A 15,942-nucleotide genomic window follows, 5' to 3' on the forward strand; every position below is an offset into this window, starting at 1 on the left:
TGCCTTTCACAGCTTATACCCAACCATTCTGCCTGCCAGGTCCTGTTTCCTTTGTGGTCGTGTAGCGGCTTTCAATCACCTTTTTTCGGTTTTTTCAGAAGTGAGTTGCTGCCGATTGCATCTGCCGCCAGCATGGCGTTAAGCACCCTGTCAGGCGTGATGCTACCTGCCTCATGGTGAATGCACTCCTCCGGGGCGCAGGCCTTCTGTGCCACCTGCAGCAGACGATCACGCCCGCAGCCGGCCAGGCCGATAGCCGCCAGGGTGGTGGGCAGCCCCACCTCTTCACAGAAACCGTAGACCGTCTCGATCTCCTGAGGGTCTGCGTCGATCAACTGCAGACCGGCCAACAGGCCAAAGGCCACCTTTTCACCGTGGTAGAAGGCATGGGTTTCTGCCAACGCGGTCAGGCCGTTGTGGATGGAGTGGGCGCTGGCCAGGCCGCCGCTTTCAAAGCCGATGCCGGAAAGCAGGGTGTTGGCCTCAATGATATGCTCCAGGGCCGGGGTAATGATCTGCTGCTCCGCTGCGGTCTTGGCGGCCGTGCCGTAGCGCAGCAGGGTATCGTAGCAGAGCCGGGCCAGGTTAAGTCCGGTCAGGGTACTGAGACCGCCGCAGGCGTTTGCCGAACGGCTGGTATGGCAGGAACGGGCCTCAAACCAGGTTGCTAGCGCGTCTCCCATACCGGCCACCAGAAAACGGACCGGCGCCTGAACGATGATGGCGGAGTCTACCAGCACGGCTGCCGGGTTCGAGCGTTGATAGTAGACCGACTCAAAGACACCCTGCGCTGAATACAGTACGGCACAGCCGCTGCAGGGGGCGTCGGTGGAGGCGATGGTGGGCACGATGATGACCGGGATACCGGCCCGGTCGGCTGCAATCTTTGCCGTGTCAATGACCTTGCCGCCACCCACCCCCACCAGGACATCCGCCTGCTTTGCCTTGATGATGGATGCCAGACGGGTCAGCTCCTGTTCGCAACACTCGCCGTGAAAACGTTCAAGTGACAGATTATGTCGCTTTAGGTCAATGCCGCTGTCGGGAAGAATCCTGTCACAGGATGTTGCCGAAGCCAGGACCAGACCCTGTCTGCCAAACAGTTGGACCAGGGCCGGTAACTCGTTCAGAGCCGCTGCGCCTTGCAGGTATTTTCCGGGGAACATTGCTTTGTTTAGCATCCGCTTTCTCCTTGGTAGACGTTGTATAAATAGGCCGTGTGCCGCTGCCGCCTCGATCAGCCCTGTTTCAGGGACACCGTCACCCTGTTGATGCCGTTGTTGCGCTGGTAGTCGATCTGCTCTGCCAGGTGGGTGATGATGTTCAGCCCCAGCTCATCGGGCAGACGGTCTCTATCCAGCAGGTTGACCGCCGCTCCCCGGTTCTCCAGGATGATCTCCAGGCTCTCCTTCTTTTCAGAATAGGCGATGGTCAGGTCAAGGGGCGTCGTGGCCAGCAGCGGGGTATGAATCTGCAGCAGTTCCTCCACCAGCAGCAGCAGGTTGTGCCTGGTCTTTCTGGGCAGGATCTGCCGTTCGCAGAAGATCTCGATCTCCGCATTCATGGCATACAGGTCATAGTCAGCTGAGCTGATGCCGTAGCTGAAGCTGCGGATCCGGTTGATAAAGGCCCTGGTCTTTTCCTGCTGAGGGTTTTCAAAGATCTGCTGCGGAGTGCCTTCTTCATAGATCAGGCCTTCGTCCATGTAGAGCACCCGGCTGGAGACATCACGGGCAAAGTCCATCTCATGGGTGACGATCAGCATGGTCATGCCGTCTTTGGCCAGCCGCCGGATGACCGCCAGTACCTCGCTGACCATGGTGGGGTCAAGGGCCGAAGTCGGTTCGTCAAACAGGATGATCTCCGGGTTCATGGCCAGGCAGCGGGCAATCGCCACCCGCTGTTTCTGACCACCGGACAGTTCATCGGGAAAACTGTCGGCCTTTTCAGCCAGCCCCACCAGTTTGAGGATCTCCAGGGCCTTCTGTTCTGCCTCGCCTTTCGGCATGCCCAGCAGTTTGATCGGGCCGATGGTCAGGTTTTCCAGGGCGGTCAGGTGGGAGAAGAGGTTGAAGGATTGAAAGACCATGTTCATCCGCTGCCGGATTTTGGGAATATCGCTCTTTCTGTCCAGCAGGTCGATTCCGTCCACGGCGATTGAGCCGCCACTGGGTTGTTCCAGCAGGTTGAGGCAGCGCAGGAAGGTGGATTTGCCGGTGCCGGACGGTCCGATGATGGAGATGACTTCTCCCTTGGCAACGCTGAGGGAGATATCTTTCAGTACGGTGACCTCACCGTAGGTCTTTGAGAGGTGTGCGACCCTGATCATGCCCTGCCTGCCTTTCTCTTTTTGTATTTGGGATCGGTGATCCGTTCCAGGTACTCAAGGGATTGCATCAGGGTCCATGAGATCAGGAAGTAGAGGATGGCCACCATGACCAGGGGGAAGAAGGCGTCAAAGGTGCGACTGCGGATGATGTCGCTGGCCTTGGTCAGATCCTGTACGGCGATGTAGCCCACAATGGAGGTCATCTTGACCAGGGAGATGAACTCCCCCTTGTAGACCGGCAGGATTCGCCGCACCATCTGGGGCAATACGATCTGGAAGAAGGTGCTGGTCCTGGTGAATCCCAGTGAAATACCTGCCTCGGTCTGCCCCTTTTCCACCCCTTCGATGCCGGTCCTGAAGATCTCTGCGGTGTAGGCGCCGAAGTTCATGCCAAAGGCGATCACCGCCACAATGACCGGGTTGATGTTGATGGAGGCAAAGACGACATAGAAGATCAGCATCAACAGCACCAGTACCGGTGTGCCGCGCAGGATGGCGATGTAGAGCCTGGCAGGAGCAGAGAGCAGCCTGCTCTTTGCCATCCGCATGAAGCAGATCAGCGCCCCCAGCAGGGTGCCGAAGAGGGTGGCAAAGATCGAGATCACCACCGTGGTCTTGAGACCATCCCAGATCAGCAGATAACGCCGCTCCTGGAGGATGTTGCTCTGAAAGCTGTCCGCTATACCCTTGAAAAACGAAGGGGGGGCAACAGCATGTTCGGTATTGCCCGCAGTGGCTCCGGCAACCCGCTGCTTCAGCACAAACAGACTGGCACCCAGTTCGTAGTACGGGTCTGAAAAGGCGACCTGTTTTTTACGTTCGTCGGTAATCATCAGGGTGCTGAAGATGGCGTCGATCTTGTTACCTGCCGCAGCCGCAATCAGGCTGCCAAACTCCATGTCGCTAAAGACCGGTTCTTTCCCCAGATAGGCGGCAAAGCGTTCAGCCAGTTCAACATCAAAACCAACCATGCGATTGTCTTTGATGATAGTGAACGGCAACCCTTTGTCGCTGACAATCCCGATCACCAGACGCCCGTTGGTTGTTGAACCTTCAATCTTCGGCATCTGGGTGCCCCCCTGCTGGATCCAGCGGGTGACCATATCGTCAAACTGGCCGTTTTGCTTGACCTGTTTCAGGAAGGTATTGAACTTGGTGCACAGGGCAGTGTTTGTCTGATTAAAACCGACCGCGATCGGCACGGAAAAGAGCGGTTTACCCAATAGTGCCAGGGTCGGTTCCTGACGTAGTATCTCCAGTAGGGTTTCATGGGTATACATACCAGCATCAACCTTACCCGACTTGACCGCCAGCACCAGGTCTGACGGCGTCTTATATTGCAGAACCGTGGCCTTGGGATAGGTCTTGGTGACATAGCTGTCATGCACTGACCCCAGGAGTACGCCGATGCGCTTGTCCTGAACATCGTCAACCGAGCTCAAGAGGTCACGCTGCCTGTCTGACGTTGCCGCAGCCGCTGCCTTTCTAACCAGCATGACCTGCGGGTTGGGAAAATAGGGACGTGAAAAATCAACCGACTTTTCCCGTTCTGGTGTGGCGGTCATACCGCTGATGATCAGATCGATCTTATGGGACTGCAGGGCGGGAATTAACGCCATGAACTTCATGTTGAAAAATTCGATCGGACGGTTCAGCTTCATGCTTATGCGACGGGCAAGCTCACTGTCATGACCACTTATTCTGCCATCTTTATCTACAAAGCTGAGCGGTTCCCGTGTCGCACAGACACCTATTTTCAGAGGCGTACCTGCAGTTGGCGTTGTGATGTCGGGTTCCTGGTACGGACTCAAATCCGTTTTGAACCAACGCTTTCTCATGGCAGCCAGGGTACCGTCTGCTTCCAGCTCGCCAATGATGCGGTTCAGGTCCGACAACATCTTCTCCTCCCCTTTTCTCAGGGCAATGGAAGATGCGTCGTTTTTGAGCGGTTCCTGCAGCAAGCCAAACTCGGGATTGAGCTTGGTCACCTGCAGTGCGGTGGGATAGGCGGTGACAATCGCCTCAAGCTGTCCTGACTTCATGGCTGCCACCGCATCCATGACATCATCGAAACTCTGGACCTGGGCCTGGGGAAAACGTTCCCTGGCAATCTGCTCGCCGGTGGTGCCGACCATGACGCCGATCTTGGCAGTCTTGGCATCATCCAGGCGGGTGATCGGCTTTTGCGTCTCGCGGCAGCCTGGTGCCCAGACCAGAGTCAGCAGCAGCATGAGTGTCAGTAAAACCGGTTTCATACAGCAGCCCCTGATCGTGTTTCTGTGGTGGAGACCTGTGGTGGCCGGCAACGGTTTTGCAGCTTGAACGACACGATTGTGCTCCTAAGGATACGTTATCTTCGGCGTCAGATAGAGGGCCGGATGGTAATGGTAGGTGGCAAAGAGGTTCCAGGTATAGGCGGCAGTGCCCTGTGTCATGCTGAAAAAGGCATAGTCGCCGTATTTCCTGTCGCCGTTGGCATCCAGTCCCATGAAGTTACTCATGCCGATGTAGTTGTCAGATCCGCTCAGGACGGCGCTTCGCAGCACCGCCGGACTGGTTGACCATTCGCTGTCAAGCAGCGACGTCACGATGATCCAGAGGGCATCCCAGGCCGGATAGGCGTAAAGGGCGGGGATGCCGCTATAGGCCTCCCGGATGTCATCCCGGATAACCAGCTTTGTAATCGAATTCGGCTGGGGGGCATGCTGGATAAAGACATGCTCGATCGGGCAGGTGAAGCTGCGTGCGGCAGCGTAGGCTGCAGCTGCAGGGGTTGCCGCAAGCCGTTCATTCTGGGCCGATCCGTCGCTGCCATACCACTTTACCGTGGCAAGGGAGGGGTAGGTGGGGGCCTGGAGAAAGATCTCGGTGATTTCGTCAAAAGAGGCCGTCAGCACCGCACTGCTTGACGGAGTGGCCGTGTTCAGGGCGCCGGCAAGGGTGGTCAGCTGGCTGGCAAAGTTTGTGGTGTCCGTCGGGTAGGTGACGCTGGTAATGACCGAGCCGCCCAGCGCCTGAAATTCGCTGCCGGTACGGCTTGCCAGATCGCTGCCCCAGATGTCGTTGCGGGCCATGATCGCCAGGGAACGTACCCCCTGCTCATACATGAGCTTGGCCAGCCCCTGGGCCTCGAGTACGGCGCTCGGCACAAAGCGGATCAGGTTGTCATCAGGTTGCGCCAGCTGAATGGCATTGCTTGAGGGACTGAGCAGGATCACGCCACGGCTGTTGGCTGCCGGGAGCACTCGCTGGCATTCGGAGCTGGTAATCGGGCCGACAATAAACCTGATCCCCTGGTCAGCCAGCGTGGTGAAGCCGTTTAAGGCCTGATCCGCATCAGAGGCGGTGTCGATGATCTCCAGAGCTATCTTGACCGGATAGCCGTGCCGGGTCAGGTAGGTGTTGATGTTGTCGAGCGCCACCAGTAATCCGGCCCTGACCGACTGTCCGTTGTAGGACTGGCTGCCGGTCAGGCTCAACAGGGCACCGATCTTGACCTCGGCAGCAGGAGGAGTGAGCCCCTTCAGGACCGGCTCGGACACATCGACAACCTGCGGGGTTGCAAGCAGTTCGTATTGGTAGGCGGCTTTGAGCTGCCAGGCATAGCTGCTGCCGCTTGCCGCGATGCTGTAGAAGCCGTAGTTGCCCTTGTTCATGTCGCCTGCCGCATTCATCACCAGCGCCCCGTTCAGGCCGACGTTGCTCTTTGCAACCGAGACCAGCCCTGTCTTCAGCGTCTCGCTATCGGCACTGATGCCGCCGGCGGTGTAGGTCTTGGCTGCCAGCCACAGCGCATCCCAGGTGGCAAAGGTGGTGCTGTCGGCCTGCCGTCCGAGCCGTTGTGATAATTTTTCCCGCAGCGCGCGGTCAATCAGTACGGTACCCTTCAAAGGCAGCACCGCATCTTCCCTGCTGAAGATCGGAGACAGCAGGTTTGTCTGTGCCGCAAAGGCGGAGGCGGCTGCAGAAGCGGTAATCAGGGGGGAAAGGGTTGAGGCGTCGCTGCCGAACCAGCCGGCTTGTGCCAGGGCCGGTCTGCCTGCTGCTCCGCTCAACAGGGGCACTGATTCGGTCGGGTAGGAAATCATGGCCACCGCCACCTTGCCGGCCCCGTAGGTGCTCAGGGCTTGCGATACCTGGGCGGCTGCCTGATCAAGTTCCGTGCCATAGGCGCCGGCGTCCGGGGTGTAGCGGACACCGCTCAAAACCGTGCCCCCGCCATTCTGGAAGGCGGTGGTGATGCTTGCCTTGAGATCATCCCCCCAGACATCGCCGCGCCAGATCGGCACAACAGCGCTAAAGCCCTTTTTCAGCATTAAGGCGGCGGTACCGGCCCCCTGGCTGTTGTCGTTGGGCATCAGACGGAAGAGATTGTCACCGGCAATGGCCAGTGAGGTTGCCGTACTGGCCGGACTTATCAGGATCATGCCCAATGAGTTTGCCACCGGCAGGATCGTTGCACACTCGGCACTGCTGACCGGGCCGATGACAAACCTGACTCCCTGGGCCTTGAGCGCCAACAGAGCCATCAAGGCCCCTTGCGGATCGGAGGCCGTATCTTTCACCACGGTTGTAAGCCTGAAATTCTGCCCTTCCAGGGCAAGCCGCCGGTTTACCTGCGGCAGACCGATCTCAAGTGCCACCTGCATCCCTTCCCCGATATGCTTGAGGCTGCCGGTGAGTGGTGCCAGGACACCTATCGATACCGTCTGGGGGGCGTCGGAGGAAGAGGAAGACGATGAGCAGCCTCCCTGTACCAGCAGGGTGCAGAGTAACAACATCTGCAGCAGGAAAAACGGACGGATTTTCATTGTAGCACTCCTTAGATAGGCTGCGGCGCGGCTCCTTTGCGCTACAGGAAAATTGATATCTGATTGCGTTTTGTTATGCAGTGTCCCCGGGGTTGATGATCCGCTGTTTCATGGCCATGATCCTGCGGCAGGCCTGTTCGATCCGCTCCCGGGGGATCCTGCCCTGCTGTACCAGATTCAGCAGCAGCTCAATGGTGCGGGGCATGATGTCGGAGCTGTAGAGCTTGTCATTCGCCACCACCAGCAGGTCAACCCCGGCATTGATCGCCTTCTCCACAGCGGTTTCGTAGCTGTAATGCTGGATAATTGCCCCCATGTAGAGATCGTCGCTGACCACCACGCCATCAAAACCGAGCTGTTTGCGCAGGATGCCGTCAATGGTGGCCCTGGAGAGCGTGGCGGGATAATCCGGGTCAATGGCGGTATTGAAGGTATGGGCGGTCATGACCATGTCGCACAATCCGGCCTGGATCAGATTCCGGTAGGGCAGCAGCTCGGCCTCGCTCCAGTAGCGGGTCACATCCACCAGTCCCAGGTGCGAGTCATCGCGGGAGCTGCCATGGCCGGGGAAATGTTTCAGGCAGGTCAGGATCCGGTGGCGGTGGTGGCTCTTGATGAACTCGGCGGCATGGGCCGCGACCAGGGCAGGATCAGCTGAAAAACTGCGCTCTTTTAAGGCGATTATCGGGTTATCCGGGTTCGTTGCCAGATCAACCACCGGTGCCAGATTCAGGTTGAAACCGTACTCCTCAATGGTTGCTGCAAGGCTGTCGCTGGTGGAACGGGTCAGCTCCAGCCGGTTCTGCTGTCCCAGGTATTGGGCCGACACCGTGGCAGGAAAGCCGTAGCGGTCCTTTAACCGGGCAACCACGCCGCCTTCCTGATCCACCGCAATCAGCAACGGCAGTTCAGATGCCTGCTGCAGGGCCTCAGTCAACTCCTTCAGCTGGGCAGGACTGGTGATGTTGCGGCCGGTTACCCCCAGGTCAATGTTGTTGTCAAACAGCACCACACCACCAACACCGTAGCGGCGGATGGCCTGATCAATCGGGCTGCCCGCTTCCAGCGTCTCGCCGGGAAAGCCCAACAGCAGCATCTGGGCGATCTTGCGTTCCAGCGGCCAGTTCTGCAGGTCCGGCGGCAATGTCTTGACGGCTGTGCGACGGGTGATGGCACAGCCGCCCAACAGGCCGGGCAGCAGCAATGAAGCGCCGGTCAGGGCGCTGTTTTTAAGAAAGATACGTCGTGTGCAGGAAAACATGGTGCCTCGTAGCTATATGAAGTTGGTGGGGTACTGCGGCATTGCCCGGTTTCCGGGGATGCCTGTTTGCGTGGGCCCAAAACAGCTACCCAATAGTGTACCAGAGATTCTGGCAGCGGCACCCTTTGGAGTGACATTTTTGCACTCGCCGGCCGGGGCGCTGGAATCCGCTTAAAATCGGAACTGCGTCTTCATGGTTATGCCGTACTGTTCAGACCAGGCTTTTACCCCGGTCGACCAGTTTGCCGCAGGGGAAAAATCATAACGCAGGGTGTGGGTGCCGCTGGTCTCAAGCCTCAGGTAATCTGCCTCAACGCCAAGATCAACATTTCGGGTGATTCCCCATACTGCTGCCATCGATGCATGCCAGCCGTTGCCGCTGGTCTGTTCTTCAGTGATCCGGTGTCCCGGCTTCAGCAGATGATAATCTCGGTTGTCACCTGCCACATAGCTCCAGTCCAGTTGCGACTGCAGCTTCAGTCGGTGCAGCCACGGCAGGCGTTGCCACTCGTAGCCGAGGCGGATTCCCAGAAAATACTGGTACCAGTTCTGCTCAAAGTCGATTGAGTCACCAACAATGCTTTGCATATCCGGCGGCAATCCCGGTGTCGTGTAGTCATACTGGGTACCGTCATGGGCAACCAGAGCAAGCTGCTGCCAGCGGAACCCAGCCACCGGGCGGAGGTCGAAACCGTGTGGCAAATGCAGCAGATCAGCCACCTGCAGATCGACATCCGCCTCCACCTGATAGCTGGGGTTCAAGCGACAGGAGGTCTCACCATAAATGCTCAAACGGCTTGGGGTGTCGTCGTCGTCCCAGTCGCTGTCTTTGAACCTGCCGGTCTCCTGATCCGACAATGTTGTGAGAAAACCGGCACCGACAGAGACGCGGGAAAACTGCTTGCGAATTTCAACACCACCCCAGACCGAATCCAGCGGGAACTCCAGTCTGCTTAACGGCTGCTGGTACGGCGGTGACGGATTGCCGAATTCGTAGGAGGTGTGGCTGTTCACAAGCGTCTTCTGCTTGATTGCAATCTGCCAGGATGGTTCAGCAGAAACAGGGTCCTCCTGTCCTGCCTGTGCGGTGCCGGAAAGCAGGCAGAGCAGCAGGGCCGTATGCAGCGGATAGCGAAATGCTCTTGGCATAGCGGTCCTTTTGTATGGCGTAGTACCGCACATGGAGCGTGGGAGAACGGGGGATGCCTACCGTTCCGCGCTCTCCAGATCCTTTTCCGTATCCCGTTGAAAGTCGCAGGTCAGATAATCAAAGCTCATCGGCAGTCCCAGCTCAAGGGTGGTCAGGAACTGGATCCCCACGGCGATGCCGTTGGGGCAGCATTCCAGCAGGTGGCCGCCGGTTGTGCGGTCTGCCGAGAGAAAATGCAGATGCAGGCCCGGTACACTCAACGACCCCATGAACGACGGCGTGTAAAAGCCCACCAGGGTCCCCTCGGTATCCAGATACTCAAAGACCGGCTGATCTTTTGCCACCTCTGCCAAGGGGCGGTAGTTCTCCTGACGGGGAACCGAGCGGACCTTGACCCGGCTGAAACGCCCCTCGACCCGGATGGCATAGAAGATGTTGGCTGAGGGCAGCAGACTGTTCAGCCAGTCCAGAAAAACCTGGTACGAACGCTCTCCATCCAGCCGGTCGTGGCTGGCCGGGCGGTAAAAGGTGACGCAGGAGAAGGGGGTCAGGAGATCCTCACTGACCTTGGCGGCAGCGCCGTCGGAGGTGATCTGGTAGACGTTGCCATCCAGCATCACCATCTCGCCGTCAAGGTGGTCAAAGGTGCCCAGCCCGAAGTCGCCGTGTTGTCTGATCTCGCTAAAGGGGATCCTCTGCTGGTAGATCCCTTCCACCAGGGCGTTGACCGGGGCGCAGAAGTAGATGCAGTTGTTGCGGCTGTCCTGCATGTAAGTCTCCTTTCTCAAGCCGGAGCCGGGTGCCGTATCAGGCAAACAGGCGCCCCTTCAGTGCCATGATACGCCGGTAGGATTGATCAATCCGTTGTTCGGATATCCTGCCGCTGTTCACCAGATCAACCACATGATTGATGGTGGTGGGGGTGATCTCGGGGTCGTACTCCAGATTGTTGGAGACCAGGATAATGTCCACCCCGGCCAGGATGCTCTTCTCCACGATAGTCTTGTAATCAAAGAACTGGGTCAGTCCCTGCATCTGCAGGTCATCGGTTACCACCACCCCGCCAAACCCCAGTTGTTCACGCAGCATGCCGGTGATGAACGGTTGTGAGAGGGTGGCTGGAAGCTGGCTGTCAATATGCCGGTTAAAGACATGGGCGGTCATCACCATCCTGGCCTTGTCTTCGTTGATCAGGTTCCGGTACGGCTCAAGTTCAACAGCCGACCAGGTGTCGGTCACATCCACAAACCCCAGATGGGAATCGGCGGTGGCGCTGCCGTGGCCGGGGAAATGTTTGAAGCAGGTGGCAACACGATTGGCATCGTGGGTTTCCACAAAGATCCGGGCATGGTTGGTGACTATGGCCGGATCTGCTGAAAAGCTGCGCTCCAGTGCGCCGATGGCCGGGCTTTGGGGGTTGATGTTCAGATCAACCACCGGTGCAAAGTTCATGTTCAAGCCGTTTGCTGCCAGAGTGGCACCGATGCTGTCGGCATACATCCGGGTAACCGCCGGGTTGTTGAGGGTGCCGAGCTGTTGGGCCGAGACCGTGGGGGGGAAACCGTAGCTCTCCTTCAGCCGCACGATTTTCCCCCCCTCCTGATCAACGGCAATGAAGAGCGGGGTGGCGGAAAGGGCGTGCAGCTGGGCCGTCAGCCCTTGCAACTGCTCCGGCGAGACGATGTTGCGTCCGTAGGTTTTAAGCTTTGCATCCCGGTCAAAGAGGATGGTCCCGCCGATACGGTAGTCGCGGATGTCCCGGACAATGTAGTTGCTGTCATCCAGGGTCAGGCCGCGAAAGCCCACCATCAGCATCTGGGCTATCTTCTGTTCCAGCGGGACATCCCCTGATGAACTGCCGCAACCGGCCATCAGGGGCGGGATGGCCGCAGCCGCGCCAGCCAGAACGGCACCTTTCAGAAAGGTGCGGCGGCTGCAGGGCGGCAGCGGTGTGCTGCCTGATGATGACTGGTCGGACTGTTCCATGATGCTGTGGTCTGTTCCTTTCAGCATAGTGCCGCTTAAAAGAAACCCGCCGGGGTACTTGAGGCCACGGTGACACCACCCTGTTTATCCACGGTAACAACGTAGTCTTTCAGCAGCTTGGGAGCTGGTTCCTGATACTCCTTCAATACTGCCTTGCTGGGATCGGTACCGTCGGTGGTGTTGACCACCTTGATCTGGCTGACCGCTTTTACCGGTGATCCCAGCCCCGGCTTGGAGCTGTTGGGGTTGATGATCTCCGGACTGTTTTTGCTGCCGTCGTTGAATTTGACGCCGACGACGAGTACGAAATTTGAGTTGTTGATGACCTTGACCATACCGGCTTCGGCGCTGCCCAGGCCGCACAGTGCGGTTGCCAGCAGGGTGGCTGCGGTGATGAGGGTTGTCTTTTTCATGGTGATCTCCTTGGTTTAAGTAGGGACGTTCTCAAATTGAATGGGCAACATAGAAGGCAACACCGGTAGGCCGGTTGCTATGCTGCCATTGCCTGACTCCCCCAGAATGCGGCCTGGCAGGCCTGGATGCCGGTTATACCGAGTTTTTTGCAACGAAGTGGCGGGCTCCATCCATCCTGTTGTTACCTTGTTCAGCAACAGCTGTGCCAATGGCTAACATCCTGAATACAGCGCCTTGTATCCCTGTGGCAGCCGCCAACTTGCGCCTGATTAAGCCAACATTGTTGGCGCACACCTCTCCGGCTGTTTCCTATTTTTTTTGAAAATGGTAGCCCGTCCCCTGATTGTTCAGAAACGTGGTCAATTCGTGGGATGAGGACTTGCAGTAGGTATCCCTGAAAGGATCACTGCCGCAATCCGCGCCATAGTCGGAACTCTTGCCGCTTTTGATGCAGTAGTCGAGAATTTTGTGTGTGGTATATCCCTTGACGGTGCCTGAAAGGGATGCCGGACACCGTTTGCCGCTGTGGAAGGTATAGGTTGTATGTGCCGGTATTGTTGCGGTTTTGGGATGTCCCGTAAAATGGGTCAGGGTAACCTCTGCGCTGTAGCTGGTCGTATTGGTTATGTGTGTTTCGTGGTCGATCAGCCCAGCAGACGCACTGTTTGCCCTGAGACATACCATAAGCGCGGCAACGGTGATGAAGGCGATAGCTGAGATTCTTGTGTTCATGACGTTCTCCTTTGTGCGTTTATTGCCAGGCTCCAATGTATGACGGGAGTCCCGGGGCCTTTACCCGTTCGAACGAGCCGACATCAATTCTTTCCGTCCTTGAGCATTTCATTCGAAATAAGGTTGCCATTATCGTTATAGACCTCACAGCGATAAAATTGGCCTGATCCATATATCTTCACCCAACCGTGACCGTAATGCATCCCGGTTTGCCAAGATTGATTGGGAACTGAAACCGTTATCAAGGTCTCGCCACGGCATCAGCTCTCACCGCCGGGAGAGCAGCTTTCATGGTGCTAATTGTTTTCAGCCTGTACTCCCGGATTTTTTCTCCTTATTGTCCGGTTATCCTTCGGTTACCCGGTAGCCGCCATGCTCGTTGGTAATTACCTTGAAGCCCCGGTGCGGCAGCCAGGTACCGGGTACCTTGTAAGGCTTGGCAATGTCGAAGGTATGCGAAAAGTTGGCGCACCCGCTGGGAGCCGCATTGACATAGATGATCCCGATCGACAAGGCATTGCCCAGGTACTGGGTCTTCCCGGTCTCGGCGCACAGGTAGGCAGTGGAGGGGATGCCGAAGGCGTAGGAGTCAACCCGCACCTTGTAGGCATAGGCCCCCTTGGTATTGTCCAGGGTAACGGTACCTGCCAGTGCCGGACCGGTTGCTCCGGCAATCAAGCTAACGGCTGCCATCAACATCAACGCTGTCTTTTTCATCTGCCGCATCCTCCACCACTCCTGTGAGTTCACCCTGTTATGCCTTTTACAGATTACATGCCGAATATTATCTTCGTAATATCAGTATATTAATCACCAACTAGTGCCAACTTCCGTCCGCCACCATCAACTCCGGTGGCGTATGCCGGAGACGGTGCAGGTGAACAGCCCATCTATGTGCAATCCTGGGTTGACCGCTATTTCAGCGTACCGTTCCAGCAAAACCAGCCGCTCTGTGAATCGTACGCCTTGCCGCTGGCGTTCAACTGCGCCTGAAGAGCCGACGTCAGAAGATAGTACTGAATATAGTTGGACTGTACGGTATCGACTTTCAGGAAACTGCCTCCCATGGCGCCGTTCCCGCAGTATTTGGTATTTCCGCTTCCAACGCACAGACAGGTGGTGGTTGCATTGGCCGGTACGCCGGCCAGCAGAGCCGCAAGCAACAGTGATCCGATGATTGTTTTCTTCATGAAAAGTTCCTCCGCAAATTTGCAATTGAAAACGACATTTCTGACTGCCCCTACTTGGCGCTTTGTCAGACACGCTCTGCCCGTTTCAAACCTTCAGTTATTGCTCGTCAAAGTGGTAGGCACCGTCATTTTCATGCTTCTGTATCTTCCACGACGAACTCTTGCAGGCAAATCCGCAGTCACTATGGTTTTTGCCTTCCACATGGCCCGGTCCCAGGCATCTGCTGATGATATCCGTATACTTCACACCTTTGATGATGGATCCCGTCAAATTGGAGGGGCAATGTAGCCCGGTGGCATAGGTGTATGTGTCCCCTGCAGCCAGGTTGATAAATTCGGAATGACCGTTTGCCGTGTACAGATACACAACAGCTTTGTCGGAGGTGCCGTTTGTGACATGGACCTTGTGGTTAATTAAGCCTGCATGGGCCGTTCCCAATGACCCGAGAAAAAACGCAAGCCCTGCTGCCATACAGGCGATAGTCATGCTCCACGATTTTTGCATGTCATCCTCCTTGAAAAGTTACGTGATTACCCACATTTGGTGTGTTGAAAGAACCACCAATTCCCTCTACCCGAATAACCAGATCATAAAACGAGATCATCCCCTTTGTGCTGTTCTGCTATTTTACCATTAACCTCAGGATATAACATTGGCTCTACAAAATTTAATACATGCTCCATACCCAGGTCATGGGACTGTTATCGGATTTCTTGGCATTTGGGTCTACCGGCTTGACTTCAACACTATGGTTCCAACACTGCGCGCCAAGATAGCCGCTCTCCATTGATTGATACACATCAAACTTGGCAGCTCCATTGTTTTTGATCACATAGATGTTCACGCGGGTCGGGCAGTAGGGGAAAATCACTTGATCCAGTAGGCAGTATTCCCCTCTTTCGGAGTACCCATAAGAATATGTACTGCATGCCAACTTTTCTCCCAACCATGTTTGCTGGTACACCTCGTACCGCAAAAAATGACCGGAGCGGTTGATGATTTTCACCTCCCATGCCTGGGCCGAACTGATTATTCCGGCGATCAATACAACTGCTGCCATCAAGGTAAGCGCTGTTTTTTTCATGGTGGTATCCTTTCTGGCTAAATGTTGGTTCGCTCTATCATGTATATTTCAGGTTACATGCCAAATCCTATTAATGTGATATCAGTATATTACATCTTGCAAACCGCCAACTTCCGTCCGTTTGCGCCGCTATTGGTGGCAGACACCAAGGATTCTCACGCTCTCTTTGGCAACCGTGTTTTTTTAAAGCGGCCACTGTTCCGCATGCAAGACGCATGGAGAATAGAGGTCAATTCCGTGGCATCGGCAAATGATAGACTCGTACCGTTGCCGTCCAGTAGTTCCACCTGACCGACAAGCCTGTCCGGATCATCCTCGGCAACCCGGTAAATACGGACAAGAAAACTGGAGGTGGTCATTTGTTCGCTCATAGTATGCCCAGCTTAACGGACAGGCACCCACAGATGACCCACAGATTGGTGGAAAAACGATTGGAAGGATTTTGGGGCCGGTTACACGTGGGAGGTAAGCGAGGTAAAGACAGCGGTTGTTTCTGGAAAGGGGACAGCCAGCTCATGCCCAAGACTACCCGTCCCACAGGGCCTTGAACCTGAATCTCCATGCGGCTGGATGCCGATACCTGCTGGTCAGATATCGGCAATGCCGCAATCGTAAACGGGCAACCGATCCTTGTTGACCGTATGCCTCCCGCATCCGCTCGGCGGATACCAGCCCCAACAACTCACGCGCCACAAGGAACAGCCGGTACATACGCCGAGGCCAGCCATCCTGAATTGCCAATAACCGCTGAACAAAACGCTCCGCCTCCTGGGCAATCAGATCCATCGGCTTGGCCGTGCTTTCCAGCAGCGCTGGGCCAGGGCCAGGCGTTGATTCAGCAGCCAGGCCCCCACGGTGCTGCAGGCCCGCTTTGCCGCAGTGCTGAGTACGGCAGCCTGGTGTGTGGCCATTGCAACCGGCAAGCAGCCTGAGCGGGACAGCATCTATGCCTCCAACCAGCGCGTTTTGAAAGGAGTATAATGC

The 15,942-nt window shown here is 56.6% G+C and carries 16 protein-coding genes; all 16 read right to left on the reverse strand.

From position 1 onward, the window contains the following. Positions 1-71: 71 nt before the first annotated feature. Positions 72-1,181, reverse strand: coding sequence for a glycerol dehydrogenase (locus FY034_RS03000; protein ID WP_265553643.1), 1,110 nt, complete (start codon positions 1,179-1,181; stop codon positions 72-74). A 56-nt stretch (positions 1,182-1,237) separates the two neighbouring features. After that, a complete protein-coding gene (locus tag FY034_RS03005) occupies positions 1,238-2,329 on the reverse strand; it encodes an amino acid ABC transporter ATP-binding protein (RefSeq protein WP_322573234.1) in 1,092 nt (363 codons plus the stop codon). Next, entirely contained in the window at positions 2,326-4,584 is a 2,259-nt protein-coding gene (locus FY034_RS18980; protein WP_322573235.1) for an ABC transporter permease subunit, read from the reverse strand. The genes FY034_RS03005 and FY034_RS18980 overlap by 4 nt, the downstream gene beginning before the upstream one ends. Before the next feature lie 84 nt (positions 4,585-4,668). Continuing rightward, positions 4,669-7,140 carry a penicillin-binding protein activator gene (locus tag FY034_RS03025; RefSeq protein ID WP_265553644.1) on the reverse strand — a complete coding sequence of 824 codons (2,472 nt, stop codon included), beginning with the start codon at positions 7,138-7,140 and terminating at the stop codon, positions 4,669-4,671. A gap of 73 nt (positions 7,141-7,213) precedes the next feature. Further along, positions 7,214-8,401 carry a glycoside hydrolase family 3 protein gene (locus FY034_RS03030; RefSeq protein ID WP_265553645.1) on the reverse strand — a complete coding sequence of 396 codons (1,188 nt, stop codon included), beginning with the start codon at positions 8,399-8,401 and terminating at the stop codon, positions 7,214-7,216. Between the two features lie 171 nt (positions 8,402-8,572). After that, positions 8,573-9,550: an omptin family outer membrane protease gene (locus FY034_RS03035; protein ID WP_265553647.1), complete on the reverse strand. Its 978-nt coding sequence runs from the start codon at positions 9,548-9,550 to the stop codon at positions 8,573-8,575. A 57-nt stretch (positions 9,551-9,607) separates the two neighbouring features. Next, on the reverse strand, positions 9,608-10,321 hold the full coding sequence (gene budA / locus FY034_RS03040; protein ID WP_265553649.1) for an acetolactate decarboxylase: 714 nt from the start codon (positions 10,319-10,321) through the stop codon (positions 9,608-9,610). Between the two features lie 37 nt (positions 10,322-10,358). Beyond that, a complete protein-coding gene (locus FY034_RS03045; RefSeq protein ID WP_265553651.1) occupies positions 10,359-11,564 on the reverse strand; it encodes a glycoside hydrolase family 3 protein in 1,206 nt (401 codons plus the stop codon). An 8-nt stretch (positions 11,565-11,572) separates the two neighbouring features. Continuing rightward, entirely contained in the window at positions 11,573-11,950 is a 378-nt protein-coding gene (locus FY034_RS03050; RefSeq protein WP_265553653.1) for a hypothetical protein, read from the reverse strand. Positions 11,951-12,260: 310 nt separating this feature from the next. Further along, the gene (locus FY034_RS03055) at positions 12,261-12,683 is read right to left on the reverse strand and encodes a hypothetical protein (RefSeq protein WP_265553654.1); all 423 of its coding nucleotides are present in this window, start codon (positions 12,681-12,683) and stop codon (positions 12,261-12,263) included. Positions 12,684-13,028: 345 nt separating this feature from the next. Further along, entirely contained in the window at positions 13,029-13,400 is a 372-nt protein-coding gene (locus tag FY034_RS03060; RefSeq protein ID WP_265553657.1) for a hypothetical protein, read from the reverse strand. Between the two features lie 197 nt (positions 13,401-13,597). Further along, positions 13,598-13,873, reverse strand: a complete 276-nt coding sequence (locus FY034_RS03065; RefSeq protein WP_265553659.1) for a hypothetical protein — start codon at positions 13,871-13,873, stop codon at positions 13,598-13,600. A 97-nt stretch (positions 13,874-13,970) separates the two neighbouring features. Next, a complete protein-coding gene (locus tag FY034_RS03070; RefSeq protein ID WP_265553661.1) occupies positions 13,971-14,378 on the reverse strand; it encodes a hypothetical protein in 408 nt (135 codons plus the stop codon). A 163-nt stretch (positions 14,379-14,541) separates the two neighbouring features. Then, positions 14,542-14,958, reverse strand: coding sequence for a hypothetical protein (locus FY034_RS03075; RefSeq protein WP_265553662.1), 417 nt, complete (start codon positions 14,956-14,958; stop codon positions 14,542-14,544). 155 nt (positions 14,959-15,113) lie between these two features. Further along, positions 15,114-15,329, reverse strand: coding sequence for a hypothetical protein (locus FY034_RS03080; RefSeq protein WP_265553663.1), 216 nt, complete (start codon positions 15,327-15,329; stop codon positions 15,114-15,116). A 405-nt stretch (positions 15,330-15,734) separates the two neighbouring features. Then, a complete protein-coding gene (locus FY034_RS03085; RefSeq protein ID WP_265553665.1) occupies positions 15,735-15,902 on the reverse strand; it encodes a hypothetical protein in 168 nt (55 codons plus the stop codon). Between the last annotated feature and the right edge of the window lie 40 nt (positions 15,903-15,942).

It is taken from the genome of Trichlorobacter lovleyi (assembly GCF_015239775.1).
GTDB classification, from domain to species: Bacteria; Desulfobacterota; Desulfuromonadia; order Geobacterales; family Pseudopelobacteraceae; genus Trichlorobacter; species Trichlorobacter lovleyi_B.